The following is a 26559-nucleotide window of genomic DNA, read 5'->3' as shown; positions in this document are numbered from 1 at the left end:
AGGCCAAAATAAGGCGTCAACGCAATGTAAAGAGGCCAGGCGTGTTGCCCGGCCTCGAAATACTCTGGTGGGCCCTCCGGGATTCGAACCCAGAACCCAGGGATTATGAGTCCCCTGCGCTAACCGTTGCGCCAAGAGCCCTTATGTACTGTGATAATAATTTCAACAATGGAAATTCATTTCCCATCGGGTTAAATCACGATTTGAAATACTACCATGCACAAGCATGTCGCACAACGCACGATCAAGCCATGTTTTTAACACCCGGTATTCCCTGACAATCAAGATGCATCACAAGAAATATCACTGGATGGGAATTGTTCAAGCCATTATCCCAAGACTGCAAATAGAGTTAACCATCGGCGAACTGGTGCCATTTCAAAACCATGCCGGATTACGGGGCTGGACCCGGACCGGCCGTCCATACCCTGCATCTCACGAAATTCGCAAGTCGTCTACCTGCGGTTTTGATTTTACCGATTACGGCATGCCCGAGGGTTCCCGGCCTGGCCCCGTAAACCGGCATGGTTTTGAGATCGCCGGGTGGGCGGGGGCGCGATTGGTCCCGATAATGGGCCTGGTTGCGGCAGGATGGCCGTTGGGCGGGTGGCGGCCCGCGCCGCGGAAGCGAAAAAACGGCGGTCGGCGGGACTCGAGATGTCCCAAGGGCGCCGGAGAGGGGGCGGCGGCAACGCCGCCGCCCGCGGGGCGCGTCCCCGCGGGCCGGATCGGGCACCGCGGGCCCCTCGCTCCCGAGCCCGTCCCGCATCCCCGGCCCCGCAGCCGAAAGTTTTTCCGAGATTGTCCTTGCATCGGCGGGGGAGTTCCCGTATAGTACTTCTTCGCACGGGGGCGTAGCTCAGCTGGGAGAGCGCTTGACTGGCAGTCAAGAGGTCAGGGGTTCGATCCCCCTCGTCTCCACCCGAGCATTGAATAAGGCTCCAACGCAAGTTGGAGCCTTTTTTCATATAGGCACACAAGGTCAAAGGTGGCACCATGATCCTCCTGGTCGACAAGATCGAAAAAAGCTTCGGCGCGCGCGTCCTCTTTAGCGGCGCGTCCTTTCAGATCAACCCCGGCGAACGCTTTGCGCTCGTGGGACCCAACGGCGCCGGTAAAACCACCATGCTCAAAATCATCATGGGTATCGACAGCCCCGACGCCGGCCAGGTCCAATACTCCAAGGACTGTCAGGTGGGCTACCTCGAGCAGGAAACCAACCTAGAGCACAAGGACACGACCATCCTCGCCGAGGTCATGGCCGCCGCCAAGGAAATCCGCCGCATGGGTGAGCGCGCCAACGAGCTGCAAGCCCAGATCACCGAGCTCTCTGAGCAGGGCAAGGACGTCGACGCGCTCCTTAACGAGTACGGCCAGGTCCAGGACCGCTTTGAGCATCTGGGCGGCTACGAGCTCGAAAGCAATGCCCGTAAGATCCTGTCCGGTCTGGGCTTTAAGGTCACCGACTTTGAGCGCCCGTGTTCCGAGTTCTCGGGCGGCTGGCAGATGCGCATCGCGCTGGCCAAGCTCTTCCTGCGTCATCCCGACCTGCTGCTTCTGGACGAGCCCACCAACCACCTGGACCTCGAAAGCGTCCAGTGGTTGCGCGGCTTTATCGCCAACTACGACGGCGCCGTGCTCATCGTCAGCCACGACCGCGCCTTTATGGACGCCTGCGTCGACCACGTCGCCGCGCTCGAGAACCGCCGCGTGACCACCTACACCGGCAATTACAGCAGCTACCTCAAGCAGCGCGAGGACAATCTGGAGCAGATGCGCGCCAAGCGTGCCGCCCAGGAGCGCGACATCGCCCACATGCAGGTCTTCGTCGACAAGTTCCGCTACAAGCCAACCAAAGCCGCCCAGGCGCAGGAGCGCATCCGCAAGATCGAGCAGATCAAAAAGGAGCTCGTCATCCTGCCCGAGGGCCACAAGCACATCGACTTTAAGTTCCCCGACCCGCCGCGCTCGGGCGACATGGTCGTGGGTCTGGAGGGCGTGTCCAAGTCCTACGGCAACAAGCACATCTATAGCGATATCGCCCTCAAACTATACCGCGGTGAGCATGTGGCGCTCGTCGGCCCCAACGGCGCCGGCAAGTCCACCCTCATGAAGATCATCGCCGGCCTGGAGCCGCCCACTACCGGCGCGCGCGACCTGGGTACCAACGTGGGCGTGGCCTATTACGCCCAGCACGCGCTCGAGGGCATGACCGAGTCCAACACCGTCCTGCAAGAAATCGACACCGTCACGCCCAAGTGGACCGTGCCGCAGCAGCGCAGCCTGCTGGGCGCCTTCCTGTTTAGTGACAACGATTCTATCGAAAAGCAGGTACGCGTTCTTTCCGGCGGCGAAAAGGCGCGTCTGGCCCTGGCTAAGATGCTCGTGGCCCCCGAGGCACTTCTGTGCCTGGACGAGCCCACTAACCACCTGGACATCGACTCGGTGGACATGCTCGAGAACGCCCTACAAAACTTCCCCGGCACCATTGTTCTGATCAGTCACGACGAGCACCTGGTGCGAGCCGTGGCCAACCGCGTGATCGACATCCGCGATGGCAAGGTCACGGTCTATGACGGCGACTACGACTACTACCTCTACAAGCGCGACGACCTCGCGGCCCGCGCCGCCGCCGAGGCGGCAGGGGAGAGCACACCTTCCGCGGCCAAGCCCACCAAAGCCAGCGCCGCCCAGGCCGATACCCCCGCTGCGGCCCCCAAGCCTGCCGAGGGCAAAAAGACCAAGGAGCAAAAGCGCGCCGAGGCCCAGGCCCGCGCCGCGCTCAACAAAAAGCTCAAGGGCGTGCGCAACCAGCTCAAGAAGATCGAGGCAGAGCTGGACAAGAAGCGCGCTCGCTATGACGAGCTTATGGAATTGATGGCGAGCGAAGAGCTTTATGCCGATCAGGATAAGTTCAACGCCGCGCTGGGGGAATATAACGGCCTTAAGCAAGAGCTGCCCAAGCTCGAGGACGAATGGCTGGAGCTTTCCACCCAGATCGAAGAGGAGACCGCGCGTGAACTCTCGTAAGGCCGCTGCCGTGGCGATGAGCATCATCGCCATCGCTTGTCGCATCTGCGGCATCTTTATGAGCGCGATGACCGTGCTGCTGTGCTTTAGCGGCCTCACCGCCAAGCTGCAGATTGTGGGCTTTGTCGTCGAGCTTTCTCGCGCGCTGCCGAGCGCCATCGCCGGATACGGCGTCATCACATCGCCCTTTGGCGGCGTGTTCCGCCTGGATTACGCCATCGTGGCCGTCATCCTGTTTGTGGCCGACTACCTGCTCACGCGCGCCTCGCGCCGCGTCCGCTAGGGGAGCGCCATGTCCAGCAGCTACTTCATGAACCTGCTTGCCAGCGCCGTCGCCGTCATCGTGGGCATCGTGATCCACGAGAGCGCACACGCCGCCGCAGCCTGGGCGCTTGGCGACAAAACGGCCCGTTCGCGCGGCCGCGTCTCGCTCAACCCGCTCAACCATATTGACCCGTTTGGCACCGTCCTCCTGCCGCTGCTCATGCTCGCCGCCGGCGGCCCGGTGTTTGCCTTTGCCAAGCCGGTGCCCGTGTACCTCAACAACCTTAAGCATCCCAAGCGCGACGAGGTCTTGGTGAGCGCGGCAGGCCCCGCCTCGAACATCGCACTGGCATGCCTTGCGGCCGCCATCATGCACGCAGCATACGGCAACCTCTACACCAGCATGTCCTTTGCCGTAGCGTCCCAAATCATGAACTTTGGCGCCACCTTTATCGTGGTCAACCTGTCGCTCGCGTTCTTTAACCTCATCCCGATTCCGCCGCTTGACGGCTCGTCTATCATCGTGCCGTTCCTCAAAGGCAAGGCGCTCACCAACTACTACCAACTGCAGCAATACGCCATGCCCATACTCATCTTGGTGCTGTATCTGCTGCCCATGTGGACCGGCATCGATGTGATCGGCCGGTATTTCGACGTTACCGTGTATCCGCTCGCTGGGCAGCTGCTTAACTTCGCAATCGCCGGCATCTAGGGTAAACTTACAGGTCGACCGTGCAAAACGGTCGCAACATGCACCCAAACCGCGCCGCGAAGGCGCCGTCAAAGGAGGTCGAAGATGTCGTATCGCGTGTCGACGCAGGTCTACAGCGGACCGTTCGACCTGCTGCTGCAGCTGGTAACCCGCCAAAAAGTTGATATCGGTGCCATCTCGATCAGCGAGGTGGCCGAGCAGTACCTGGCCGAGGTCGAGCGTATTGAGGCGCTGGATCTGGACGTGGCGAGCGACTTTTTGCTGGTCGCGGCAACCCTTTTGGACATCAAGGCCGCCTCGCTGGTGCCCCAGGAGACCCCGCGCAAAGCCGACGACGATGACGAGATTGACGAAGACCTCGAAGAGCTCAGCGCGCTCGACGGCGACGCCCTGCGCGAGGTCCTGATCCAGCGCCTGATCGCCTACAAGCAGTTTAAGGGTGCGGCGGCGGCTCTTGGCGCGCGCATGCAGGCCGAAAGCCGCATGCATCCGCGCGTGGCCGGCCCCGACCCCGAGTTTTTGGGCCTTATGCCCGACTACCTGGCCGGCATTACCCTGCGCGGCCTCGCCGTCATCTGCGCCGACCTGGACGGCAAGCGCCAGACCTTCCTGCTGGAGGCCGAGCACGTGGCGCCGCATCGTGTGCCACTCGACCTGACGGTGGCCTCGGTCGACCGCTTTACCATGGCGCACCAAACCTGCACCTTCCGCGAGCTGCTGGACGGCGACGCCACCACCGAGCAACTCGTCGTCACCTTCCTGGCCATGCTGGAGCTCGCCAAGCGAGGCTCGCTCACCCTGAGCCAGGACGAGATCTTTGGAACCATCCGCATCAACCGCGTCGAGGGCGCCGAGGCCTACGTGCCCGGCGAGGGCCCCGAGCTCACCGAATAGGAGCGGCAACCATGTCAACCTTTTCTACGCTAGAGGCAAACAGCCTCAAAGGCGCCTTGGAGGCGCTCCTGCTGGTTTCGAGCGATCCCGTCAGTGCGCCCGCGCTGGCAGATGCGCTGGATATCGCCCCGGGCGAGTGCGCGTCGCTTTTGGCCGAGCTCAAAGTTGAGTACGAGGAGGCCAACCGCGGCTTTCAGCTGCGCGAGGTCGCCGGCGGCTGGCGCCTGTTTACGCATCCCGCCTACCACGATGTGGTCGAAGCTTATGTGCTGAGCTGGGATACGCAAAAACTGTCGCAGGCGGCACTCGAGACCCTGGCCGTCATCGCCTACCACCAGCCCGTTACGCGCGAGGTGGTCAAGGGCATCCGCGGCGTCAACTCCGACGGCGTCATCGCGTCGCTCGTTGACAAGGGTCTGGTGCGCGAGCTCGGTCGCGACCCCCAGCGCGGTCAGGCCATCATTTACGGCACGACCAACGCCTTTTTGGAGAAGTTTGGTCTGCGCTCCACCCGCGACCTGCCCGATCTGGAGCAGTTTGCCCCCGACGAGCAGTCGCGCCAGTTTATCCGCGAGCGCCTGAGCGGCCGCAGCATTCAGTCTACGCTCGAGGAGCAGGTCGAGGACCTAGACGAAGAGCGCGAGCTGCTGGATACCGATGTTGAGGATTTCGAGGCAGTCGGTGGCGAGGAAACACTTGCCACCGACGACGCTGCGGAGGATACGCATGACGAGGACTAGCGAGGCAGGGGAGACGCGTACCGCTGGCGCCACGGGCGCGCCCGCGATCGACCCCCAGCCCGTCTACCCGCACACCATGCGCCTGCAGCGCTTTTTGGCGCGCGCGGGCGTGGCGAGCCGCCGCGGCTCGGAGGACCTGATGACCGCCGGCCGCGTGACTGTCAACGGCCAGGTCGCGACCGAACTGGGCACCAAGGTCGATGTGGACCGCGACCATATCGAGGTTGACGGCATGCCCGTCAAGCTCAACCAGGGCGCCGTGTACCTGATGCTCTACAAGCCGACCGGCTACCTCACCACCATGAGCGATCCGCAGGAGCGCCCCTGCGTGGCCGACCTTGTCCCGCGCGACCGCTTTCCGGGCCTGTTCCCGGTGGGTCGCCTGGACCGCGACACCACGGGCCTTTTGCTCTTTACCACCGACGGCGACCTGTCGCAGGACCTGCTGCACCCCAGCAAGCACGTCTACAAGACCTACCAGGCGCTCGTGGACGGCCATCTGACCGATCGCGACTTGGAACCGCTGCGCCGCGGCATCGAGCTCGACGACGGCCTGTGCCAGCCGGCGATCTGCCGCGTCATTACCGCGCGCGAGGCCGAGGCCGTGGCTCCGCAGGGTGTGAAGCCTGGCACCACCGCCGTGGAGGTCATCATCCGCGAGGGGCGTAAGAACCAGGTCAAGCGCATGTTGAGCAAGATCCACCACCCGGTGATCCGCCTGCACCGCTGCAACTTTGCCGGCCTGGAGCTCAAGGACGTGGCCAAGGGCTCGTGGCGCGAGCTCACCGACCGCGAGGTACAGATCCTCAAGGCCGGCGGCATCCCGCCCAAGCAGGCAGGCGCCAAGCGCGGCGCTGCGCCGGCGACCAACACCGCGAGCCGCACGCGTCACCACGGCAGCCACGGCTCCGCGCCCAAGCGCAACACCTACCGCGAGCGCTACACGGGCTAGCCAGTCCGCCAAGCCGCAGCGCCCGCGTCCCACACCAGCACGTCAACCACCGAAAGGAAGCATTGCATGATCGTCGCCATCGACGGCCCCGCCGGTTCCGGCAAGTCCACCATCGCCAAGGAGATCGCCCGCCAGCTGGGCTTTAACAAGCTCGACACGGGCGCCATGTATCGCGCCGTCACCTTCGCCGCGCTCGACCGCGGCATCGACCTGAACGACGAGGCAGCCATCGATTCCCTCGCCGAGCAGATCGAGATCCGCTTTACTAACGGCACCGGCGAGGACACGCGCCTGACCATCGACGGCGCGGACGCCTCGGCTGCCATTCGCACCCCGCAGGTGGACGCCAACGTCTCCAAGGTCTCGGCCTACCCGGGCGTACGCGCGGCCATGCTCATCCATCAGCGTCGCGCCGCCGAGGACCGCGACATCGTGGCCGAGGGCCGCGACATCGGCACCGTCGTGTTCCCCAACGCGCAGGTCAAGGTGTTCCTGACCGCCGATCCGCGCGAGCGCGCCCGTCGCCGCGTGCTGCAGCGCCACCAAAACGACACCCAGCCGCTCACCGAAGAACAGCTCGAGGCCGAGGTCGACGAGACCCTCGACGCCCTCAAGCAGCGCGACAAACTCGACAGCAGCCGTGAGGTCGCGCCGCTCGTGCCCGCCGAGGACGCCGTGCATGTCGACTCCACCGCACATACCATCGACGAGGTCGTCTCGATAATCGAGGACCTCATCAACCAAAGGAGGTAGCTCATGCGCCTGTTTAAACAGACGCCCGAGGATTACTACAACGCGCCTTATGCCGAGTTCCCCGTGCTCATCCGTGGCACCGTCTTCGTGGTCATGGGCATCCTGTGGGTCTTCTCCAAGCTCATGTGGCGCTGGAAGGTAGAGGACAGCGACCTGCTGTTTGAGCGCCAGGAAGGCCGCGGCAGCGTGGTCATCTGCAACCACACCTCGATGGCCGAGCTCCTGGCTGTAGAGACGGCGCTGTTCTTTGGCGGCCGCCGCATTCGCCCCATTTTTAAGTCCGAGTTTGCCAAGAGCAAGATCGTGCGCTGGGCCTTTAGCCGCGTGGGCGGCATTCCCGTCGAGCGCGGCACCGCCGACATGAAGTGTCTGCGCGCCGCCCAGCATGCACTGCAACGCGGTGAGGACGTCCTGATCTTCCCCGAGGGCACGCGCATCCGCTCGCGCGAGATCAAGCCCGAGGTCCACGGTGGCTTTGCGCTCATTGCCCAGATGGGCAAGGCACCCGTCAACCCGCTCGCCATCTGCGGCTGGTCCGATATCACGCCTGCGGGCAAAAAGCTCATGCGCCCCAAAAAGTGCTGGATCCGCGCCGGCAAGGCCATCTCGCTATCCGATGCACCGGCCGAGCTCAAGCGCAAGGAGCGCCTGGCATGGTTTGAGTCCGAGGCCATGAGCCGCGTCTACGCCATGCGCGACGACCTGTGCGCCGAGCACCCCGGCAGGTTCTAGCCATGGGCGAGAACGTCATGAACACCGTCGAGGCTGCGCCCGGCAAGGCCGCCGCCCCCACCATCGAAATCGCAGCGCATGCCGGCACCTGCTACGGCGTGCAGCGTGCGCTCGACATGGCTCTGGCCGCCGCGCCGCAGGCAGGGGAGAGCGCTCAGGTCCACACGCTGGGCCCGCTCATCCATAACCCCATCGTGGTGCGCGAGCTCGCCGAGGCAGGCGTTGGTCTGGCAGACACCTTGGACGACGCCGCATCGGGCACCGTCATCATCCGCGCCCACGGTGTGGTGCCGCAGGTCATCGAGGCTGCTCGCGAGCGCGGCCTTACCGTGGTCGATGCCACCTGCCCCTACGTCAAGAAGGTCCATGTGGCGGCCGAGCGCCTGGTGCGCGAGGGCTACCGTGTGATTGTCGTGGGCGAGCCGGGCCACCCCGAGGTCGAAGGCATCCTGGGCCACGCCGGCGATGACGCGCAGGTCGTGAGTTGTGCCGCCGACGCCGACGCGCTACCACTCAAGGGCAAGGTGGGCCTGGTTGTGCAGACCACCCAAACCGCGCAGAACCTGGCCGAGGTAGTGGCCTCCATCACCCCGCGTGTGCAGGAACTACGCGTGATTAACACGATCTGCGCTGCCACGAGCGAGCGCCAGCAGGCGGCGGCAACTCTCGCCAACCGCTGTGATTGCATGGTCGTCGTGGGCGGCAAAAATTCGGGCAATACGCGCCGCCTGGCGCAGATTTGTGCCGATGTCTGCGAGCACACCCATCACATCGAGGAAGCTTCCGAGCTTGAGGCCGCATGGTTTGCCAACGCGCGCCGCATCGGCATCACCGCCGGAGCCTCCACCCCACAAGAACACATCGAACGCGCCGTTGCGCGCATCAAGGAGCTTTGTCGCTAATCATGGACCAGACCGTACCCGCATACGCCGCCGAGGTGGCCGATTACGGGCGCAGCCGCGACCCCGAGCCGGGTGAGGGCGCGCTCGTAAAGAACGTGCGTCCCGAATCGCCCGCATGGGATGTGGGTATCGAGCCGGGCATGCGCGTGCTCACGGTCAACGGCGAGCGACTCACCGACATGATCGTGTGGCTCTGGGAGGCCGACGAGGACACCGTCGAACTTGAGGTTCTCGACCCGCGCGACGGCACCGTCACCCCCGTTGAACTCGACCGTTTTCCCGGCGAGGACTGGGGCTTGGAGTTCGATGGCCCTATCTTTGACGGCATGCGTACCTGTGTGAACGCCTGCGTGTTCTGCTTTATGACCATGCTGCCCAAGGGCGGCCGCTCAACGCTGTATATTCGCGATGACGACTACCGCTTGAGCTTTTTACAGGGCAACTTTGTCACGCTCACGAACCTTTCCGACGAGGACGTGCAAAACGTTATCGACCGCAATATGAGTCCCATGAACGTGTCGGTCCATGCCGTAAGCCCCGACGTCCGCCGCCGCATGATGGGCCGCAACGCCCAGCGCGGCATGGACGTGCTCGAGGCCATCATGGCCGCCGGCATCGAGATCCACGCGCAGATTGTGCTGTGTCCCGGCATGAACGACGGCGAGGAGCTACAAAAGACCCTACGCTTTTGCGAGGAACACGAGCAGATCACGAGCCTGGGCATTGTGCCACTGGGCTTTACCAAGCATCAGAGGCGCTTTACCTGGTCATACAGCGACAAACCTGAGCTCGCGCGCGAAACCATTGCCATGATCCGTCCCTTCCAGGATCGTGCCTACAAGCGCTTTGGCCGCCACACCTTCCAGATGAGCGACGAGTTCTATCTGGACGCCGGCATCGAGCCACCCCAGGCCGATTTTTACGACGGCTACCCGCAGTATTACGACGGCATCGGTATGATCCGCTCGTATTTGGACGAGACTGACGATGTGCTCACCGCCGACGCCGAGCGTCTGGCCCGCGTCCGCGAGGCAATCGCCGGGCGCAACCAGCGCCTCCTGTGCCTCTCCGGCACCAGCGCGCGCGACACCGTGGCGCGCTTTGTGGAGTCGCCACGGGGCCTTGCCGGCACCGTCACCGCTATCGAAAACCGTTACTTTGGCGGCAACGTGGATGTGACCGGCCTCATCGTCGCCTGCGACATTCTGGAGCAGCTGCCGCAGGACCTCTCGGGGGTTATGCTCTTTGTGCCTAAGCTCATGTTCAACGCTGACGGCATGACGCTTGACGAGTATCATCGTGACGATTTACTCGCAAGCCTTGAAGCTCGCGGCGCCGAGGTTCATGTGGTGTCGACCATGCCGCATGAGCTGCTCGATACCCTGGAGCATATCCTTGGCATTGTGCCCGCAGGCTCTACTAATTCCGCTGACCCTACCCATTAAAGGAGTGCAGATGAAACCTATCGTCGCCGTCGTCGGACGCCCCAACGTGGGCAAGTCCACGCTCGTTAACCGCCTGGCCCAAACCTCGGACGCCATCGTCCATGAGTCCCGCGGCGTAACGCGCGACCGCTCCTACCACACGGCCGATTGGAACGGCCGCGAGTTCACCATCGTCGACACGGGTGGCATCGAGCCGCTCAAGAGCGATGACGTCTTTGCCACGTCCATCCGCGACCAGGCCCTCGCCGCCGCCGAGGAAGCCGCCGTCATCCTGTTTGTGGTCGACGGCCGCACCGGCGTCACCGAGGAGGATGAGTCGGTCGCCCGCATGCTCAAGCGCTGCGACAAGCCAGTCTTTCTGCTGGTGAACAAGCTCGACAACCCCGATCGCGAAAACGACAGCATCTGGGAGTTTTATTCGCTCGGCATCGGCGAGCCAACGCCGCTCTCGGCCCTGCACGGCCACGGCACGGGCGACCTGCTCGACGACATCGTTGCCCTGTTGCCCGAGGAGGAGGACGAGGTCGCCGACGAGTTCCCCGACGCGCTGAACGTCGCCATCATCGGCCGCCCCAATGCCGGTAAGTCCTCGCTGTTCAACCGCATCCTGGGTGCCGACCGCTCTATCGTGTCCAACATAGCCGGCACCACGCGCGACGCCATCGACACCGTCGTGGAGCGCAACGGCAAGCACTACCGCATGGTCGACACCGCGGGTATTCGCAAGAAGAGCACCGTGTACGAGAACATCGAGTACTACTCCATGGTCCGCGGCCTGCGCGCCATCGACCGTGCTGACGTGGCACTGCTCGTCGTCGACGCCTCCGTGGGCGTTACCGAGCAGGACCAGAAGGTCATGGGCTTGGCCATCGAACGCGGCTGCGCCATCGTCGTTCTGCTCAACAAGTGGGACCTGCTCGACGACGACCGCAAGCGCGAGGCCTGCATGGAGACCGTCGACCGCCGTCTGGGCGTCATGGCTCCCTGGGCCCAGTACCTGCGCATCTCGGCCCTGACCGGCCGTAGCGTCGAGAAGATCTGGGCGATGGTCGACGCCGCCGAGAAGACGCGCTCGCAAAAGATCACCACCTCGCGCCTCAACACCTTCCTCACCGACCTGCGCGAGTTTGGCCACACCGTGGTGGACGGCAAGCGTCGCCTGCGCATGCACTACGTGACCCAGACGGGCGTCAACCCGCCGACGTTTACGTTCTTCGTCAACCACAGCGACCTGGTCAACGACACCTACCAGCGCTATGTGGAGAACCGTATGCGCTCGACCTTCGATTTTTCCGGCACGCCCATTCGACTCTTCTTTAGGAAGAAGGAGCAAAAGGATGCATAATCCGATTCTGCTGACCGCCATCTGCGCCGTGGTCTCGTTCTTTATCGGAGCGATTCCGTTTGGCCTGATCCTGGGCCGCGTGTTCAACCACACGGATATTCGCAAGGCGGGCTCCGGCAACATCGGCACCACCAACGCCCTGCGCGTAGCCGGCCCCAAGGTCGCCGCGCTCACGCTGCTGCTCGACTGCTTGAAGGGCGCCATCTGCGTCCTTATCGCGCGTCCGCTCATCGCGAGCGTGGGCTATGGCTTCCCGGTGAGCATCATGGCTCCCGGTGCCGCCGGCGACTGGATGCTCGGCGTCATTTGTCTGGCAGCGGTGTGGGGCCACATATTCTCGCCCTACCTCAACTTCCGTGGCGGCAAGGGCATTGCCGTGGGGCTGGGCGTCATACTGGCCTGGTACTGGCCCATCGGACTTTCGCTACTGGGCATGTTTATCGTGGCCGTCGCCATCACCAAGTATGTGTCGGTGGGCTCGCTTGCCGCGGCCATCGGTCTTCCCATCGCCGCCTGCGCGATCTTTCCGTACAGCAGCCTGGGACTCAAGTTTTGTATGGCGATGATCGGCATCACCGTGGTGTGGGCCCATCGCGCGAACATCAAAAAGCTCATGACGGGTAAGGAATCCAAGCTCTCGTTTACCAAGCGCGTCACCGAGCCCGACGATAAGTAGGAGAGAGTCATGAATGTTGCGCTGATTGGCTCCGGCTCCTGGGGAACCGCCGTCGCCGGCCTTGCCGCCGCGCGAGCCGAGCGCGTGACCATGTGGGCCCATAGTGAGCAGACGGCCGCCGGCATTAACGGCGAACACCGCAACCCGCGCTATCTGGTGGACTACGTGCTGCCGGAAAACGTTGTCGCCACGACGGACCTGGCCCAGGCGCTCGACGGTGCCGATGCGATCATCTTTGCCGTGCCTTCGACGCACCTGCGTGGCGTCTGCCACCAGGCGGCACCCTTTATCGCCGCCGACACCCCGGTGCTCTGCCTTACCAAGGGCATTGAGCCCGAGTCCGGCATGCTCATGAGCGAGGTCATCGCCAGCGAGATCGGCAACGAGGCGCGTGTGGCGGCGCTCTCGGGCCCCAACCATGCCGAGGAGATATGCCGCGGCGGACTTTCCGCCGCCGTCATCGCCAGCAAAGACTCGCAGGTAGGGGAGACCTTTAAGGACCTGCTCCTATCCACGGCCTTCCGCATCTACCTGTCGCAGGACATGACCGGCGTCGAGGTTTGCGGCGCCATGAAAAACGTCATCGCCATCGTGTGCGGCATCTCCGCCGGTACCGGCGCGGGCGACAACACGCTCGCCCTTATCATGACGCGCGGCCTGGCAGAAATCAGCCGACTGGTGCACGCCCGCGGCGGCCAGGCCATGACCTGTATGGGTCTTGCCGGCATGGGTGACCTTATTGCCACTTGCACCTCCGAGCATTCGCGCAACCGCACCTTCGGCTACGAGTTTGCCCACGGCGTATCGCTCGACGAGTACCAGGCGCGCACGCATATGGTGGTCGAGGGCGCCGTCGCCGCCCGCAGCGTGAGCGAGCTCGCCCGTTCGCTGGGCGTAGACATTCCGCTCACCTTTGCCGTGGAGCAAACGCTCTACAACGGTGTTACTTTGGATAGGGCGCTCGAGATCCTTACCGACCGCGTCCCCTCTCAAGAGTTCTACGGACTCACCGACTAGCGCAGAAAGGCTACTACCATGGGTTCCATCAAAATCGCTCCGTCCGTCCTTTCGGCTGACATGGCCAACCTCAAGGGCGAGCTCGACAAGATCGCCGGCGCCGACTATGTGCACTTCGACGTCATGGACGGTCACTTTACCGGCAACCTCACCTTTGGCGTCGATATCCTCAAGGCCGTCAAGCGCTCCACCAAGGTGCCGGTCGACGCGCACCTGATGGTGTCGAACCCCGACGAGACCGTCGATTGGTATGCCGACGCCGGCGCCGATATGATCACCGTGCACTACGAGGCCTCCACGCACCTGCACCGCACGCTCACGCATCTGCAGCAACGCGGCGTCAAGGCCGGCGTGGTGCTCAACCCCGCCACCCCCGTCTGCGTGCTCGAGAGCATTATCGAGGTCGTCGACATGGTGCTGCTCATGAGCGTGAACCCTGGCTTTGGCGGCCAGAGCTTTATCCCGGGCACGCTGCATAAGCTCCACGAGCTCAAGGCCATGTGCGAGCGCCACGGTGTGTCGCCCATGATCGAGGTCGACGGCGGCATCTCTTCCAAAAACATCGCCGAGGTCGTCAAGGCCGGTGCCGATGTCCTGGTGGCCGGCTCCGCCGTATTTAAGTCCGAAGATCCCGCCGCCGAGGTTGCGCTGCTGCAGAAGCTGGGCAACGAGGCCGCACAGGAGGCATAAACCCTTATGACCGCAGGTCAAAACCGCATACCCGTGAATCTTGACTATGCCGCCTCGACGCCCATGCGCGCCGAGGCGCTCCTTGCGCAGCGCGAGTACGACGAAAGCGAGCTTGCAGGCGTCAACCCCAACTCGCTGCACTCGCTCGGCCGCAAGGCTGCCGCACGTCTGGAGGTTGCACGCCGCGAGATCGCCCGCAGCTTTGGCGCGCGCGTTCGCCCGTCCGAGATCATCCTAACCAACGGCGGTACCGAGGCCAACCAGCTGGCGCTCCTCGGACTTGCCGAGGGTGCTCGTCAGCGCGATCGTAAGCGCAGCCGTGTGATCGTGTCTGCGATCGAGCACGATTCGATTCTGGACAACCTGCCGCTGCTGCGTGCCGCCGGCTTTACCGTCGACCTGGTGCAGCCCTGCCGTGCGGGCTACATCGAGCCTGCCGCGCTGAGCGACTTGTTGGGCGACGACGTCGCGCTCGTGAGCATCATGGCCGCCAACAACGAGACCGGCGTGGTACAGCCTATCCGCGAGCTTGCCGCGGCTGCGCACACCGCGGGTGCCCTGTTCCACACCGATGCCATCCAGGGCTATCTGCATATTCCGCTCGATGTCAACGAGCTGGGCGTCGATGCCATGACCGTTGCAGCACACAAGATTGGCGGCCCCGTAGCCTCCGGCGCGTTATACCTAAAAAGCCGCACGCCGCTGCGCCCCCGCATCTTTGGCGGAGGACAGGAAGCCGGACGTCGTGCCGGCACGCAGGACCTGCGCACGCAGCTGGCCTTTGCCGCTGCCGCCTCGTCTCTGGCGCCCCATGTGGCTCAGGAACGCGAGAAGCTGCAAGCCCTTTCCGACAATCTCTACGCCACGCTTACGGCCCATCCACGCATTCACGCCACCATGGGCGACTACACGCAGTCCGACCGTCTGCCCGGCATGGTTTCGATCTACGTCGACGGCATGGACTCCGAGGAGCTCATCATCAAGCTCGACGCCGCCGGTTTTGAGGTTTCGGCCGGATCGGCATGCTCGAGCGGCAGCATGGACCCGAGCCACGTGCTCAGCGCCATGGGCATTGGTCGCGAGCAGGCGCTGGGCGCACTGCGCATCTCCTTCGATGACCGCGTGAATCCGAGCGATCTGGACGACTTTGCCCAGACGCTGCTCTCGATCGTAGGTGCCGCATGATCGTCGCCGAGCTCGAGCGTGCCCTGCTGGCACGCTATCCCAAGACGGACGCCGAGCCCTGGGACCACGTAGGCTTATCCGTTGGCGACCCCGACGACGAGATTCGCGGCGTTGCCTGCGCGCTTGACGCCACCAGGGGCAACGTGCAGCGCGCCTTGGAAGCCGGAGCCAACGTGTTGCTCACGCATCATCCCGTCTACATCAAGGCGCCCGAGTCGTTTTGCCCGCCCAGCGCAACGCGCCCCCAATGCAGCGCGGCGCTCTACGAGGCGGCCCGCCGCGGGGTGAGCATTATCTCGCTCCACACCAACCTGGACCGCTCGCACGAGGCACGTATCTGCCTAAGTAAGCTGTTGGACGCGGCGCCTGCAAGCTCGTTGGAGCACGTGGACGACCCCGAGGCCTGCGGCCTGGGCGCGCTTGCAACGCTCAACGACCCATGCACGCTGCGCGATCTTGCCGCCCGTGCTGCCACGGCTTTTGGCAGCGACCCACGCGTATGGGGCGATGCCGAGCGCCCGTGCCGCACCGTCGCCATTCTGGGCGGCTCCCTCGGCGACTTTGGCGAGCTTGCCATCGCCGCCGGTGCGGATGTCATCGTGACGGGCGAGGCAGGCTATCACGTGGCGCAAGATCTTGCCTTGCGCGGGCTGAGCGTGATCTTGCTCGGCCACGACCGCTCCGAGGAGCCGTTCGTGGATATCTTGATGAACTCTGCGGTTGACGCCGGGGTCGACCCCCGTCATGCGATTAAAATACTGAACCCTTGCCAATGGTGGACTGTGACAAAAGGAGAGAACTTATGAGCGCCGGCGCTACGCTACTCAAGCTGCAACAGATCGATTTGGAGCTCGCCCGCAACAAGAGCGAACTTGCCAATATGCCGGAGCTCAAGGAGCTCGCCTCAAAGCGCAAAACCTATGTAAAGCTTAAGTCCGAAATGACCAAGCTCTATGCTCAGCGCAAGGACCTCGACATTGAGCTGGACGATCTCAACACCACCGAGATCCAGACCAACAACGCCATCGAGGCCGCCAAGAAACGCCACTTCGACGGCTCTGACTACCGCGAGGTCCAGGATCTGGAAAACGAGCTCGCCACCCTGGCCAAGCGACTGGACAAGATTGAGCACACCCGCAAGGATGTCGTTGTCGCCCACAAGGAGGCGCTCGACCGTGAGGCTCGCGCGCAGGCCATCATCGCCAAATTTGAGGAGGGCGTGAAGGCCGACACCAAGGCCGCCCGTGCCAAGGCCGCCGACCTGCAGGCCCAGATTGATGCCGCCACCAAGGAGCGCACCGCGCTTGCCGCCACGCTGCCGACCGACGTGCTCACCGACTACGAGCGTTTGCTCAAGCAGTTCCGTGGCCTGGCCGTCGAGACCATCAAGGGCAACATCCCCACGGTCTGCCACACCGCGCTGCAGGCGTCGTCCATGAGCGACCTCAACCACGACGGTAGTGAGATTACGCACTGCCCGTACTGCCACCGCCTGCTCGTGCTCCCCAACAAGGAAGCCTAACAATGACGACGGCACCCGACAATTCAATGCAACTTGAGGGAAAAACGATCCTGCTGGGCATTACCGGCGGGATCGCCGCCTATAAGTCGTGCAATATCGTGCGCCTGCTGCAAAAGCGCGGCGCACGCGTCAAGGTCGTTATGAGCGAGCATGCCACGGAGTTTGTGGGCCCGCTCACCTTTCGCGCGCTCACGGGCGAGCCGGTCGCCGTGGGTCTGTTCGACGACCCCTCCGACCCCATCCACCATATCTCGCTGGCGCAGGAGCCCGACTTGGTGGTCGTGGCACCCGCGACGGCCAATATCATCGCCAAGATGGCCAACGGCATCGCCGATGACCTCATCTCCACTACGCTGCTTGCCACGCCGCGTCCTATCGTGGTCGCGCCGGCCATGAACAATGGCATGTGGAAGGCGCCGGCCACGCAGGCCAACATGACCACGCTGCGCGAGCGCGGTGTCCACGTTGTGGGTCCGGGTAGCGGCTACCTTGCCTGCGGCGATGTGGACACGGGACGCATGAGCGAGCCCGAGGACATCGTCGAGGCCGTCTGCAAGCTGCTCGACCCCGCTCCTCAGGACCTTGTGGGCAAGCGCATCGTGATCACCGCCGGCCCCACGCACGAGCCGATCGACCCCGTGCGCTTCATTGGCAACCGTTCATCGGGCAAGATGGGTATCGCCCTGGCGGGGGAGGCCGCGCGCCGCGGTGCCGCCGTCACGCTCGTGCTAGGACCAACATCGCTCGACGTTCCCCGCGGTGTAGCGTGCGTGCGCGTACAAACCGCAGCGGAAATGCTCCAGGCTGCGCTGAGCGCCTTCCAGACGGCCGACGCGGCCATTTGTGCCGCCGCCGTCGCCGACTACACGCCTGCGGCCCCGGCGGACCATAAACTCAAAAAGGCCAACGAGCGCCTGGATCGAATTGAGCTCGTCGAGACCGTTGACATCCTGGCCGAACTCTCACGCCAAAAGGGCGATCGCCGTGTGATCGGCTTTGCGGCCGAGACCGATAACGTCGTGGAGTACGCGCAGCGCAAACTCGTGCGCAAGGGTTGCGATGCCATTATCGCCAACGATGTCTCGCGCGCCGATTCGGGCTTTGGGACCGATACCAACAAGGCCTGGATAGTGAGTACAGCGGGCACGCAAGAACTTCCCGTTCTAACAAAACCCCAGCTCGCAGATACAATTTTGGACTTGCTTCAAAATTTGTAAAAAAGTTCTTGCACAAGGATAAAGTTTCGGGTTACTATACTCCCTGTTGCGAGCGAGAGTGGAGCAACAAACAAAAGCTTCGGGACGTGGCGCAGCTTGGTAGCGCACTTGACTGGGGGTCAAGGGGTCGCTGGTTCGAATCCAGTCGTCCCGACCAGAAGTTTGCAGGTCAGGCACCTAGTGCCTGACCTTTTTTATCAGGAATCATCAGGGAATCACCGGAGAATCACCGGCTGTTTTTTAGCCAATAAAGACACGCCCTTCTACCTGCACTTTTGTAGAATCTCGGTTTTAATGGATCCCCCCTTCACTTTCATTTCGAGCTTCATCTTTTGACCTCCTTGTATCATTTTGATATGCGTTAAGCGCCTCCGGCTCCGACAGGAGTTCTTGCAAATAGCTTATATATTCCCTGACCAAATTGTCGGGTCCGGCAATCTTCACTGTGTTTTCCATTCTGGCAATCCAGCCGAAGAACTGCTCGCTCTTGCGGACCTTCACGAAGGTCTTGGCAGTCTCGTCATCGGTCTTCGAAATCTCGGCGCCGTCACCGAAGCGGTCCAAGACGATCTCGACCTTATCGGCCCTCACGTCCAGGCGGGTAGCTATCTCCTCGCCGCCGAATCTGCCGAAATACTCGAGTCTGTCCTCATCATAGGCATGATGGTCGATCTCGGCGTTTCGGGTGGCCCGACTATCGGACACGCTTGCCTTACCCATGCGGTGCAAGCGGTACTCGACCATGTTCGAGTGGCCGTCGTCCCAGGCAGCCATGTAGTAGAAACCGTCCGCATGGTTGACCTCCACCGGTGTGAGCGCGTGCGGCCTGCCGCCCCTGGCCTCGCGTCGCTCGCCCTCGATGTTGCGCCGGTGGTAGGCGAACTCGACCTTCCGCTTGAGCCTCATGGCCCCGTGGATCACGTCGACGTTGCCGAAAACGCTGTCGGCATTCGTCTTGATGCGGCCCGGGACGTGAATCTTTCTCTCCATCAGTGCTCTGTCGTGGTCGCTGGCGAGCAGCTTGATGTTCGTCTCGAGCGCGGTGCTCTGCCTCACTGTCAGCGCCTTGTTGGATTGCGCTGCATCGACCATGAGCATGAGCTCGGGGAGTTTGAACTGGCGCCGGATTAGCGCGTACTCCACCGGGTTTCTCTGGTAGGAGCAGATGTCGCAGCCGAACTCCCTGAGCACCTCGATGTCGCGGTAGACGCTCTTGCGTTCCGCCTTGATCTCGTGCTGCTCCAACCTCTCGATGATCTGCCTCATGGACAGGCCGCGTTCGGCGTCCGTCTCCTCCTCGAGGATCTGGCGGACATAGAGGGTCTTGAGCTTGGCCTTGTTGTTGTATGTCACGGAGCGCTCACCGCCTTGGCGCTCGGATTGTCGGACAAACACAGGTTATCTTTCTACTGCAAAACCGCCGTTTGCGAAATGCAGGGCGTCCCATAGTGTCGCCTCCGGCCCTTAGCGGCAAATCCCGCTGAGCGGGAGCTTCTCGCTGTTCTCCACACGACATCCAAGCCAACTGTCCCGCCCTGCTTCACTAATTCCCCGCACGTTCGCACGGAACCCCGACACCGCCCAAGGGCCGCGATACTTTTTCGATTTCTTTCGGCAGCGAGAGGAAGGCTTCCGTGCCTGCCGAAACAAGGCACTGCGCTCCAAAAAGCTAACGCCGCGGGTATTAAGCCGACACCGCTACGGTGCCACCGGCCATCGCTGCGGGCACCTGCGGCGTAATCGCCCCAGAGTCCGCCATCTGGGCCATGCCGGCGAAGTCCTAGGCGACGGCGTGAGCGTGCGGCTCAGGGCGGCGTTCGCGCCGTCATTCTCGTGCGACCTCAAGAGAGTGCGTCGGCGCGGGCTCGACTAGGGCGAGCTCGCCACCGTCATCGACTTCATCGTCGAGAACGCCCCGAAGCGCTGGAGGAACTTCATAGACGCCGCATGCGCACGCTCAAGGGCGCATTGAGGGGCAGGGCTGAGGGCTTGAGGATCGGGGCTTGGGACTAGAAGGGGGCTCGGAAGTCGCGGGTCAGGATTCGAACATCGACCCACGCGCTTGGCGATTCTTACCAGTTCAGACGGCTTGCAGGCTATTCGCGCTGCGGGAGGGACTCGCACCACTGCAGCAATGCGCTCAACATAGCGGGCTTGTCTTGCACGAACTGTTCACGCCTCACACCGCGGCGCGGCTCAAAGCGAATGACGTAACCACTGTTGTCCAGGTACACGTCATAGCTTTCGGGGGCGCCGGGCAGGTTCAGCGCTACATGGCGCGTGCTGCGAATGCGTTGCGGCGCCTCCGTAAGAGACTCGTTGGGCAGCTGACCGCCGCATATCTCTTCTAGTGCGCGGAAGCGGCGTCCGAAGCTCAGGTAACCGTGGCAACCGCTGTCTGCATGCCCGGCACAGCAGAACTGCGTTTTATAACCCTTATCGTTCAGTATGCGCACATGGGGCTGCAGCTCGTGGTCGATCGCTACCAGGTGATCAGGGCGCTTGCCGCATTCGCATTCGCCCAAGGGCTTAAAGCACTTCGGGCACACGAACAGCATGCACTTCATGGTTTGCTCGGGAGTGAGCTCCCTGATTCCCAGGGCTGCGATTTCTGCCGCAGGGGCTTCGGGCTGCACGCAGGGGCAGCCGCTTGCGCGCAGAATTGCGTCGATGCGAGCCACGGTGGTGCGCTCCATTTTCAGGGCGATGGCTTCGTCGCGCATCGCGCCAAACGCTTCGATGTCTTTCGTAACTGCAGAAAGCGGGGTTCGCCGAGAGATGTACACGAATGCGTTCTTTTCCCTCGCAGCGGGTTCGCCCTCAATCTTCACCGTAACGCCGGCTTTTGCATAGGTGCCGTACTGCACGCCATTCGCTTTGTCCAGCGTCTGGACCTCGCCCCGCGTGAGACCATGCCACAGCACGCCTTCCACAAACGATCCTTCCATGCGCATGATGGTGGGACGGCCCTTCGCGTCGCACGCCAGCGTGTAGCCATAGAGCTTCGCCTTGGTTGCATAAACATGGTGACCGCCCTCGAGCTTTTTGGCAATGCGGTCATGGCTGATGTCAAAGCCATATGCAAAGTACGGAGTTTCCGCATGCACGCGGGTGCCTACGACGTGTTCGCGCGCGCCGAACGCCGGGCCAGAGGGGCGATTAAAGTTGTGCACGTCAAACTCAGGCAGGCTGTTGCACCAGTCGAGCAGGGTGCGCAGCAGGGCTTTGCGCTGCCTTTCGAACTCATCCAGCGTAAGGGAGTAGCTAAGGTCTGCCCGCAGCGCGGGGTCGCTGCTGCGCACCGCGCGGAACCCTTCGGGGACGTCGATCTTGTAACCGAACTCGCCTGGGGTCTTGATTGCCAAGTAGATGCGGTGAGACCCGCAGAAGGTGGCCTCACTCGCTTCCATCACCTGGTAGCGCTTAGAGCGCAGGATGCGTCCATGCTGCTGAAGGCCACGGGGGAAACGGCGTGCGTAGTAACCGGTGTAACGGCATGTGCAATCGGCGATCTGGTGACCTTCACCGCACACGAAGTCGGCGTATTCGCGTGCAGCGGGGAGGTCGATCTTGGCTGCGCCATACGCCGCCGACTCTTCTTGCGCGCGCAAGCGGTCCAGGCTGTCGGCGCGCATGTCGGACATCTGCGCCAAGGTTGCCTCATCAAGCTGCATCACGCGGCCGGCTTCGACCACGCGGTCGATGTAATCGTACTTTTCGGTGTACCTGCGCAGCGGGGTGCGCTCAGAGATGTAGACCATCGCCTCAAGGGTTGCGGGAACCACATCGCCTTCGCGCCCAACGGTCACCGTTTCCTTGCGGTAACAACCAGATGCAATGCCTTCGTAGCGGTCGAGAGACGCCACGTGAGAGCTATCGAGCGCCCACAGCGCGCCTTGCACATGCGACCCCTCGCGCTTGGTGATGGTGAGGTATCCGGCGGTGTCGAACGCCAGTTCATAGCCGTTCAGGGTCGCTTTGCCCAGCAGCACCGCGCCGGGGCAGCGGGTTTCAACTTGATGGATATCAAGGTTGCTACCGTACGCGAAGTTGATGATCGAGGGTGCAGTCTCGGGGTGACGGGCTGAGGCGTTGTTGCGCTTCTCGTTGTACTTCATGGTTCACGCCTTTCGGTGTTGTGATGGGCTTCGGTCGCTCGAGCTGATTGCAGCATACGACCTGAAGCCGAAAAGGCGTGAAAACCTGAGGTTGACATTTTAAGAAATAGAACGAAAAGGACGGCCATGCACGAAATCGCGCAGGCAGAAAGTGCTGTTCGAGGCGCATCCTGCGAAAGGATACCCGTTCAGAAGGGTTGTTGCCAGTTTTTATCGATTCGATTTTTTACGAGCGCACGAAGAGGTTGCGTTTAGAAAAACGCAAGGGCGGCTGTTTCGCCTGTAAGCAAACATGAAATCGGCCGCAGCGGTACCGCCTGGGAGGGCGGACGAGGGACTTGGCCGCAACCTAATCCCCGGGTGCGGCTGCTACGCTCACTACTTGAGAATCGTCGACCGCCCAGTATCTGCCATCCAAAAGTTTAAACACGATATAGCTGCCGTCTTTGCTTATTTCGGCGGCGTTTACGCATTTCTGAAGATCGGCGTGGCGCGCGTAGCGGCCGTCGAGCTTATCTCCATTTACAAGCACGACTTCAAGATTGAGACCCATCTTCTCATACATAACGATACGATCCGAATCGTCCACGCCCTTGCTTGAGTCGAAGTCGGGCCTTTGCCCACCGCGGCGAATCCCTCGTTCAGTCAATGCCCTGTCGATCCCGCCCTTTGCGTAGTCGCTCAGCTGGGAATAGATTCTGCCAGCGAGATCATCTGCCACGACGCGCTCTGGGTCCCCGCCTGACCGTTCCGCTCGAAACTCGCCTAATGCCGACAGCATCAGGTACACCTCATGCAATCGCAGCGGCAGGAAGATCGGGTGAGCCGTCGACTTCAGGCCGCCGCGGCTTGTCGGCTCGGCCTTGATGTAGGAGTCGCCAAAACGCACGCCGCCTGCCAGGGCGCTCAGGCGTTTTTGCACCGCCGTGCGCGAGCAGCCCAGGTACGCGGCGATCGCTTGCTGGGTCATTCCCTTATGCGCCGCTTTGAGCAGCATGAGATTTGCCTCGTCCGTGCCTATGAACGATTTGTCCAAGTTGTAGTGGCGCTTTTTTGGGGCGCCGCCGATCTCGTTGCCCTTTTCGAACAGCTCGTGCACGCTCAGGAACAATTCATGGCGGCCGTTGCTTTGGGGGCCTTCCTCTGAGTTGGCATAATCTGCCAGCGCCTTGCAAAACGAGCGATAGTTTTCGTCGGTGACGAAAATGGGCCACTGCATGTTGTGAAAGCGTGTGCCTTCACGTGTGTCGGCGAATTTCGCATACGCAGACTCAGGATCGCAACCGACCCTTTCCGCAATTTCCGCAACTCTCATGCCAATCCCTTCCGCAACCCAATCACACGCACGAAAAACCTATCAAGCCAGAAGATTGATGTGGCAAAAAAGAAGAAGAGGCATTACACCCCTCCTTCCGGACAGCCTGTATCCCGGTTCCCTGCCTGCCAGTTCGCCCTCCCCGAAACCCTCGGGGCGCTATGGGGTCGAGCCCCTCCGCATGGAAAATTCTATCGCGGCCATGCCCGCTATGCGTGTCACGCACACCACGCCAAACGTCAGGTTTACCAGCCGGGACTGAGCCCTCTTTCGAGAGCAGGGTTATATTAGCATCTACAAACTCGAAAAACCCTGCCGCATTTGAGGAGTACCAAGAAAACGGTCTACACCTTGAATATCAACCTCATCCGAACACCTCCCGCATTCACACGAACATGTACGGATGAATGCGGGAATCCGATACCCTGAGGGCCGGATCGGCCGGCCCACTAGGCACGAGCGGGACACGGTCCAGAGGATGCCGGAGCGCAGGGTCCCGTGCAGGGAGATCGCGGGGGAGCCGGGCAGGTCGCCCTAGACGGTGAGCGCCGAGGTGCCGTCGCGCCCACCCATGAAAAGAGGGTTTCTTTGCGGGCGCCGCATCCGCACGCCCCCGCAAAGAAACCCTCGCACTCGCATCTCTACCTGCGAACCCGCACGCGCCCTCGCGCACGCGCCGCGGCAGCTGCTAGTCGCGGTAGAACGAGCCCATGTAGCGGATGTACTCGTCCTCGGTGTGGTTGGCCTTCCAGTCGTGGACGGAGTCCTTGTTGCGCTGGCCGGCGATGACGGAGAGCTCCTTACCCAGCTTCTCAAAGGCCTCGTCGACGCACTCCTCGGGGGTGAGGGCGATCTTCATGACGGCCTCGCCCTGCGGGCCGCCGGGGAGGTTGGACAGCAGGCTGGGGGTTAGGGTGGTGCCGAGGGTGATGACCTCGACGTCGACACCGGTGCCCTCGCACTCGCAGGCCACGGCCTCGGTCATCTTGAGGATGAAGGCCTTGCCCGCGCCGTACTGGCCGTTCCAGGGGCTGGAGCTGATGCCGGTCATCGACGAGACGTTGATCACGGCGCCGCGGTCCTGGGCGGCAAAGATCCGCATGTAGTGGTGGAAGCACTTGAGGAAGGTCACGACGTTGACGTTGATCATGGCCTCGTGCTTCTCCCAGGGAGTGTCCTGGATCTTGCCGAAGCTGTGCAGGCAGGCCACGTAGCTCATGAAGCCCATGTCCAGGCCCTCGGTCGCGGCGAAGACGATCTCGGCAGCGTCGGGCTGGCTAAAGTCGGCGCGCACGACCTTGGTCTCCACGCCGTAGGTCTCACGGATCTCGCCGGCGAGCACGTTCAGCTTCTCCTCGCGACGGCCGACCATGACGACATTCATGCCGCCGGCGGCGATCTTCTCGCAGAACGCCTTGCCGACGCCCTCGGTCGCGCCCAGGATCAGGCCCCACTCACCGTACTTTTCCCTCAGGTTCATACTGCATCCTCTCTCTCGATGCCCATGCGGGCACCTCTCCTTTAGCGTGCGGCCGCTCAGCCGCATACGGTGCGCCATTATGCGCTGAACAAGAGGGGAGTGCGTTCACGACTTTGCGAACGAACCCGAAACAACGATGAACGGTTTCGGTCTATCACCACAATGAAACCCTTGCAGTATCAAGAGGGGAGGTGCTGGCGGGTGGAACCAAAAGGTGAACGCCGCCCTGGCGTGAGCGGCGTTCGATGTGGTTTTACCCGCCTTGGTAGCTATTCACCAGGAGGGCATTGCGACCTCCGGTCGCCTTTGCTGTATCCCCTTGTGTGCCCATGTACAAAGGGATGCATCGCTATTCTGCGCCGGTGCTCGACGTCACCGCTTCGGTAGGCTCGGCAAATACGTTTCTCGCAATGTTCATGGTCGGCGTGATGCTCGATGTGCACATCGATACCGAAGGCCTGGGACCTCATGCGCCTCATCGACTACGTTGCGGCGCGCGGCGCGTGGAGTCTGCGCGAACTCGGCTGCGTCGGCTTTTCCGGCGGTGCCATGCAGACGCTCTGCCTCGCTGCGCTCGACGAGCGCGTGCGCTGGGCGCTCATCAGCGGCTACCTCTACGGCGTGCGCGACGCGCTGCTCACCCTCAACAATAACTGTAGCTGCAACTACCAACATAGCCCTCGCGGCTACTTCCTGTGAGAGTTTTTTGTTAAAGCAACGGCGCGAGAGTCCTCGTGGCACCCAGCAGCGTCCTCCACATGTCTGGACTCTCTATGCTTACGCTGGATAGACATCGCCAGAACGGGTATAGTATCGAGAGTTTTGTCGTTTACCAGCGGGGGAGTCCTGTGGGCATCAAAAAGAAGATCAAAAAGGAGCTTATCGGCACCTCCGATTACCCGTCGAATAAGATTTTCACGATCTCCAATTTCATTACCTTCACGCGCCTGGTCCTCACGCTGGTCTTCCTGTACCTGTTTGTGACGGACAACAACCGTGTCGTCGCCATTGTCATCTATGCCATCGCGGCCTCCACCGACTGGATGGACGGTCAGATTGCCCGTATGACTAAAACGGTCTCGTGGCTCGGCAAGGTTATGGATCCCATCTGCGACCGTGCGCTGCTATTTACAGGCGTTTTAGGTCTCGTGGTTCGCGGCGAGCTTCCCATCTGGGTCTGCGTGCTCATCATCGGTCGCGATATCTACCTGGGCATCGGCACGCTCATCGTGCGCCACTACCACCGCCGCCCCATCGACGTAGTGTTTCCCGGCAAGATTGCCACGGCGCTGCTCATGACCGGCTTCTCACTCATGCTGCTGGGCTTTCCCACCGTGGACGGCTGGCATCTGCTGCCCGCCACGTTCACGGCCTTCCCGGGCCTCAACGGCAGCTCGGTACCGCTCGGCATCTTTTTTGTGTATGGCGGCGTCATCTTTTCCATGCTCACCGCTGTCATCTACTCCATTAAGGGTGGAGCGGCCATTAAACAGGCTGTTGCGCATCCAGAGGACGAAGACGTCGACTTTCTTAACCCCGAAATCGAAGACTAAGCCTTTGGGGTATTATT

Annotated in this window: 24 protein-coding genes and 3 tRNA genes; 22 read left to right on the top strand and 5 right to left on the bottom strand. The window is 62.3% G+C overall.

The genetic code is table 11. The features are described from left to right. Positions 1 to 65 precede the first annotated feature (65 nt). Positions 66 to 141, bottom strand: a tRNA-Ile gene (locus ACTNA2_RS01850). A gap of 707 nt (positions 142 to 848) precedes the next feature. Between ACTNA2_RS01850 and ACTNA2_RS01845 the strand changes: the two genes are divergently transcribed. The 20 genes from ACTNA2_RS01845 to ACTNA2_RS01750 all read left to right on the top strand — a co-directional run bounded on the left by ACTNA2_RS01845 (position 849) and on the right by ACTNA2_RS01750 (position 18233). Further along, positions 849 to 921: transfer RNA gene (locus ACTNA2_RS01845), tRNA-Ala, on the top strand. A gap of 75 nt (positions 922 to 996) precedes the next feature. Then, on the top strand, positions 997 to 3030 hold the full coding sequence (locus ACTNA2_RS01840) for an ABC-F family ATP-binding cassette domain-containing protein (RefSeq protein WP_441048427.1): 2034 nt from the start codon (positions 997 to 999) through the stop codon (positions 3028 to 3030). Continuing rightward, the gene (locus ACTNA2_RS01835) at positions 3017 to 3313 is read left to right on the top strand and encodes a hypothetical protein (protein WP_164473297.1); all 297 of its coding nucleotides are present in this window, start codon (positions 3017 to 3019) and stop codon (positions 3311 to 3313) included. Before ACTNA2_RS01840 ends, ACTNA2_RS01835 begins: the two co-directional genes overlap by 14 nt. Before the next feature lie 9 nt (positions 3314 to 3322). Further along, a complete protein-coding gene (locus tag ACTNA2_RS01830; RefSeq protein WP_441048426.1) occupies positions 3323 to 4006 on the top strand; it encodes a site-2 protease family protein in 684 nt (227 codons plus the stop codon). A gap of 84 nt (positions 4007 to 4090) precedes the next feature. Beyond that, positions 4091 to 4900 (top strand): segregation and condensation protein A, encoded by an 810-nt coding sequence (locus ACTNA2_RS01825; RefSeq protein ID WP_441048425.1) that lies wholly within the window; start codon positions 4091 to 4093, stop codon positions 4898 to 4900. An 11-nt stretch (positions 4901 to 4911) separates the two neighbouring features. Then, positions 4912 to 5640 (top strand): SMC-Scp complex subunit ScpB, encoded by a 729-nt coding sequence (scpB, locus tag ACTNA2_RS01820; RefSeq protein ID WP_441048424.1) that lies wholly within the window; start codon positions 4912 to 4914, stop codon positions 5638 to 5640. Beyond that, a complete protein-coding gene (locus tag ACTNA2_RS01815; protein WP_441048423.1) occupies positions 5627 to 6592 on the top strand; it encodes a pseudouridine synthase in 966 nt (321 codons plus the stop codon). Before scpB ends, ACTNA2_RS01815 begins: the two co-directional genes overlap by 14 nt. A 66-nt stretch (positions 6593 to 6658) precedes the next feature. Continuing rightward, a complete protein-coding gene (gene cmk / locus ACTNA2_RS01810) occupies positions 6659 to 7345 on the top strand; it encodes a (d)CMP kinase (RefSeq protein ID WP_441048422.1) in 687 nt (228 codons plus the stop codon). Positions 7346 to 7348: 3 nt separating this feature from the next. Further along, complete coding sequence (locus ACTNA2_RS01805; protein WP_427793511.1) at positions 7349 to 8077, top strand: lysophospholipid acyltransferase family protein; 729 nt, start codon at positions 7349 to 7351, stop codon at positions 8075 to 8077. Between the two features lie 2 nt (positions 8078 to 8079). Further along, the gene (locus ACTNA2_RS01800) at positions 8080 to 8979 is read left to right on the top strand and encodes a 4-hydroxy-3-methylbut-2-enyl diphosphate reductase (protein ID WP_441048421.1); all 900 of its coding nucleotides are present in this window, start codon (positions 8080 to 8082) and stop codon (positions 8977 to 8979) included. 2 nt (positions 8980 to 8981) lie between these two features. After that, positions 8982 to 10424: a DUF512 domain-containing protein gene (locus tag ACTNA2_RS01795; RefSeq protein ID WP_441048420.1), complete on the top strand. Its 1443-nt coding sequence runs from the start codon at positions 8982 to 8984 to the stop codon at positions 10422 to 10424. A 10-nt stretch (positions 10425 to 10434) separates the two neighbouring features. Next, the gene (der, locus tag ACTNA2_RS01790) at positions 10435 to 11769 is read left to right on the top strand and encodes a ribosome biogenesis GTPase Der (RefSeq protein ID WP_427748050.1); all 1335 of its coding nucleotides are present in this window, start codon (positions 10435 to 10437) and stop codon (positions 11767 to 11769) included. Then, positions 11762 to 12445: a glycerol-3-phosphate 1-O-acyltransferase PlsY gene (plsY, locus tag ACTNA2_RS01785; protein ID WP_441048419.1), complete on the top strand. Its 684-nt coding sequence runs from the start codon at positions 11762 to 11764 to the stop codon at positions 12443 to 12445. The genes der and plsY overlap by 8 nt, the downstream gene beginning before the upstream one ends. Positions 12446 to 12454: 9 nt before the next feature. Next, entirely contained in the window at positions 12455 to 13462 is a 1008-nt protein-coding gene (locus tag ACTNA2_RS01780; protein WP_441048418.1) for an NAD(P)H-dependent glycerol-3-phosphate dehydrogenase, read from the top strand. Between the two features lie 18 nt (positions 13463 to 13480). Beyond that, complete coding sequence (gene rpe / locus ACTNA2_RS01775) at positions 13481 to 14152, top strand: ribulose-phosphate 3-epimerase (RefSeq protein ID WP_441048417.1); 672 nt, start codon at positions 13481 to 13483, stop codon at positions 14150 to 14152. A 6-nt stretch (positions 14153 to 14158) separates the two neighbouring features. Then, complete coding sequence (locus ACTNA2_RS01770; protein ID WP_441048416.1) at positions 14159 to 15337, top strand: cysteine desulfurase family protein; 1179 nt, start codon at positions 14159 to 14161, stop codon at positions 15335 to 15337. Further along, positions 15334 to 16143 carry a Nif3-like dinuclear metal center hexameric protein gene (locus ACTNA2_RS01765; RefSeq protein ID WP_441048415.1) on the top strand — a complete coding sequence of 270 codons (810 nt, stop codon included), beginning with the start codon at positions 15334 to 15336 and terminating at the stop codon, positions 16141 to 16143. The genes ACTNA2_RS01770 and ACTNA2_RS01765 overlap by 4 nt, the downstream gene beginning before the upstream one ends. After that, a complete protein-coding gene (locus ACTNA2_RS01760; RefSeq protein WP_427726754.1) occupies positions 16140 to 16859 on the top strand; it encodes a zinc ribbon domain-containing protein in 720 nt (239 codons plus the stop codon). Before ACTNA2_RS01765 ends, ACTNA2_RS01760 begins: the two co-directional genes overlap by 4 nt. A 2-nt stretch (positions 16860 to 16861) precedes the next feature. Continuing rightward, positions 16862 to 18076: a bifunctional phosphopantothenoylcysteine decarboxylase/phosphopantothenate--cysteine ligase CoaBC gene (coaBC, locus tag ACTNA2_RS01755; RefSeq protein ID WP_441048414.1), complete on the top strand. Its 1215-nt coding sequence runs from the start codon at positions 16862 to 16864 to the stop codon at positions 18074 to 18076. Positions 18077 to 18156: 80 nt separating this feature from the next. Continuing rightward, positions 18157 to 18233 (top strand) — tRNA-Pro (locus tag ACTNA2_RS01750). Between the two features lie 134 nt (positions 18234 to 18367). On the opposite strand, the gene ACTNA2_RS01745 is transcribed toward ACTNA2_RS01750, so the two are convergent. The 4 genes from ACTNA2_RS01745 to ACTNA2_RS01730 all read right to left on the bottom strand — a co-directional run bounded on the left by ACTNA2_RS01745 (position 18368) and on the right by ACTNA2_RS01730 (position 24989). After that, positions 18368 to 19429, bottom strand: coding sequence for a helix-turn-helix transcriptional regulator (locus tag ACTNA2_RS01745; RefSeq protein ID WP_441048413.1), 1062 nt, complete (start codon positions 19427 to 19429; stop codon positions 18368 to 18370). Between the two features lie 743 nt (positions 19430 to 20172). Next, positions 20173 to 22194, bottom strand: a complete 2022-nt coding sequence (locus tag ACTNA2_RS01740; protein WP_441048412.1) for a gamma-glutamylcyclotransferase family protein — start codon at positions 22192 to 22194, stop codon at positions 20173 to 20175. A gap of 349 nt (positions 22195 to 22543) precedes the next feature. Next, on the bottom strand, positions 22544 to 23509 hold the full coding sequence (locus ACTNA2_RS01735; protein ID WP_441048411.1) for a hypothetical protein: 966 nt from the start codon (positions 23507 to 23509) through the stop codon (positions 22544 to 22546). A gap of 688 nt (positions 23510 to 24197) precedes the next feature. Next, entirely contained in the window at positions 24198 to 24989 is a 792-nt protein-coding gene (locus ACTNA2_RS01730) for a 7beta-hydroxysteroid dehydrogenase (protein ID WP_441048410.1), read from the bottom strand. Positions 24990 to 25424: 435 nt separating this feature from the next. Here ACTNA2_RS01730 and ACTNA2_RS01725 point away from each other — a divergent pair, with 435 nt between their 5' ends. After that, entirely contained in the window at positions 25425 to 25688 is a 264-nt protein-coding gene (locus tag ACTNA2_RS01725; protein WP_441048409.1) for a hypothetical protein, read from the top strand. Between the two features lie 149 nt (positions 25689 to 25837). Continuing rightward, complete coding sequence (locus ACTNA2_RS01720; protein ID WP_441031238.1) at positions 25838 to 26542, top strand: CDP-alcohol phosphatidyltransferase family protein; 705 nt, start codon at positions 25838 to 25840, stop codon at positions 26540 to 26542. Positions 26543 to 26559 lie beyond the last annotated feature (17 nt).

Source organism: Collinsella sp. HCP28S3_E9, assembly GCF_052065455.1.
Taxonomy (GTDB): domain Bacteria; phylum Actinomycetota; class Coriobacteriia; order Coriobacteriales; family Coriobacteriaceae; genus Collinsella.
This window is presented reverse-complemented; position numbering and strand designations above follow the sequence as displayed.

Excerpts from the sequence above, each read along its gene's own strand:
- rpe (WP_441048417.1), top strand. The coding sequence starts at position 13,481 with ATGGGTTCCATCAAAATCGCTCCGTCCGTCCTTTCGGCTGACATGGCC.
- ACTNA2_RS01800 (WP_441048421.1), top strand. The coding sequence starts at position 8,080 with ATGGGCGAGAACGTCATGAACACCGTCGAGGCTGCGCCCGGCAAGGCC.
- plsY (WP_441048419.1), top strand. The coding sequence starts at position 11,762 with ATGCATAATCCGATTCTGCTGACCGCCATCTGCGCCGTGGTCTCGTTC.
- ACTNA2_RS01735 (WP_441048411.1), bottom strand. The coding sequence starts at position 23,509 with ATGAGAGTTGCGGAAATTGCGGAAAGGGTCGGTTGCGATCCTGAGTCT.
- ACTNA2_RS01805 (WP_427793511.1), top strand. The coding sequence starts at position 7,349 with ATGCGCCTGTTTAAACAGACGCCCGAGGATTACTACAACGCGCCTTAT.
- ACTNA2_RS01765 (WP_441048415.1), top strand. The coding sequence starts at position 15,334 with ATGATCGTCGCCGAGCTCGAGCGTGCCCTGCTGGCACGCTATCCCAAG.
- ACTNA2_RS01770 (WP_441048416.1), top strand. The coding sequence starts at position 14,159 with ATGACCGCAGGTCAAAACCGCATACCCGTGAATCTTGACTATGCCGCC.
- ACTNA2_RS01795 (WP_441048420.1), top strand. The coding sequence starts at position 8,982 with ATGGACCAGACCGTACCCGCATACGCCGCCGAGGTGGCCGATTACGGG.
- ACTNA2_RS01840 (WP_441048427.1), top strand. The coding sequence starts at position 997 with ATGATCCTCCTGGTCGACAAGATCGAAAAAAGCTTCGGCGCGCGCGTC.
- ACTNA2_RS01830 (WP_441048426.1), top strand. The coding sequence starts at position 3,323 with ATGTCCAGCAGCTACTTCATGAACCTGCTTGCCAGCGCCGTCGCCGTC.
- ACTNA2_RS01825 (WP_441048425.1), top strand. The coding sequence starts at position 4,091 with ATGTCGTATCGCGTGTCGACGCAGGTCTACAGCGGACCGTTCGACCTG.
- ACTNA2_RS01730 (WP_441048410.1), bottom strand. The coding sequence starts at position 24,989 with ATGAACCTGAGGGAAAAGTACGGTGAGTGGGGCCTGATCCTGGGCGCG.
- scpB (WP_441048424.1), top strand. The coding sequence starts at position 4,912 with ATGTCAACCTTTTCTACGCTAGAGGCAAACAGCCTCAAAGGCGCCTTG.
- cmk (WP_441048422.1), top strand. The coding sequence starts at position 6,659 with ATGATCGTCGCCATCGACGGCCCCGCCGGTTCCGGCAAGTCCACCATC.
- coaBC (WP_441048414.1), top strand. The coding sequence starts at position 16,862 with ATGACGACGGCACCCGACAATTCAATGCAACTTGAGGGAAAAACGATC.
- ACTNA2_RS01815 (WP_441048423.1), top strand. The coding sequence starts at position 5,627 with ATGACGAGGACTAGCGAGGCAGGGGAGACGCGTACCGCTGGCGCCACG.
- ACTNA2_RS01740 (WP_441048412.1), bottom strand. The coding sequence starts at position 22,194 with ATGAAGTACAACGAGAAGCGCAACAACGCCTCAGCCCGTCACCCCGAG.
- der (WP_427748050.1), top strand. The coding sequence starts at position 10,435 with ATGAAACCTATCGTCGCCGTCGTCGGACGCCCCAACGTGGGCAAGTCC.
- ACTNA2_RS01725 (WP_441048409.1), top strand. The coding sequence starts at position 25,425 with ATGTGCACATCGATACCGAAGGCCTGGGACCTCATGCGCCTCATCGAC.
- ACTNA2_RS01760 (WP_427726754.1), top strand. The coding sequence starts at position 16,140 with ATGAGCGCCGGCGCTACGCTACTCAAGCTGCAACAGATCGATTTGGAG.
- ACTNA2_RS01780 (WP_441048418.1), top strand. The coding sequence starts at position 12,455 with ATGAATGTTGCGCTGATTGGCTCCGGCTCCTGGGGAACCGCCGTCGCC.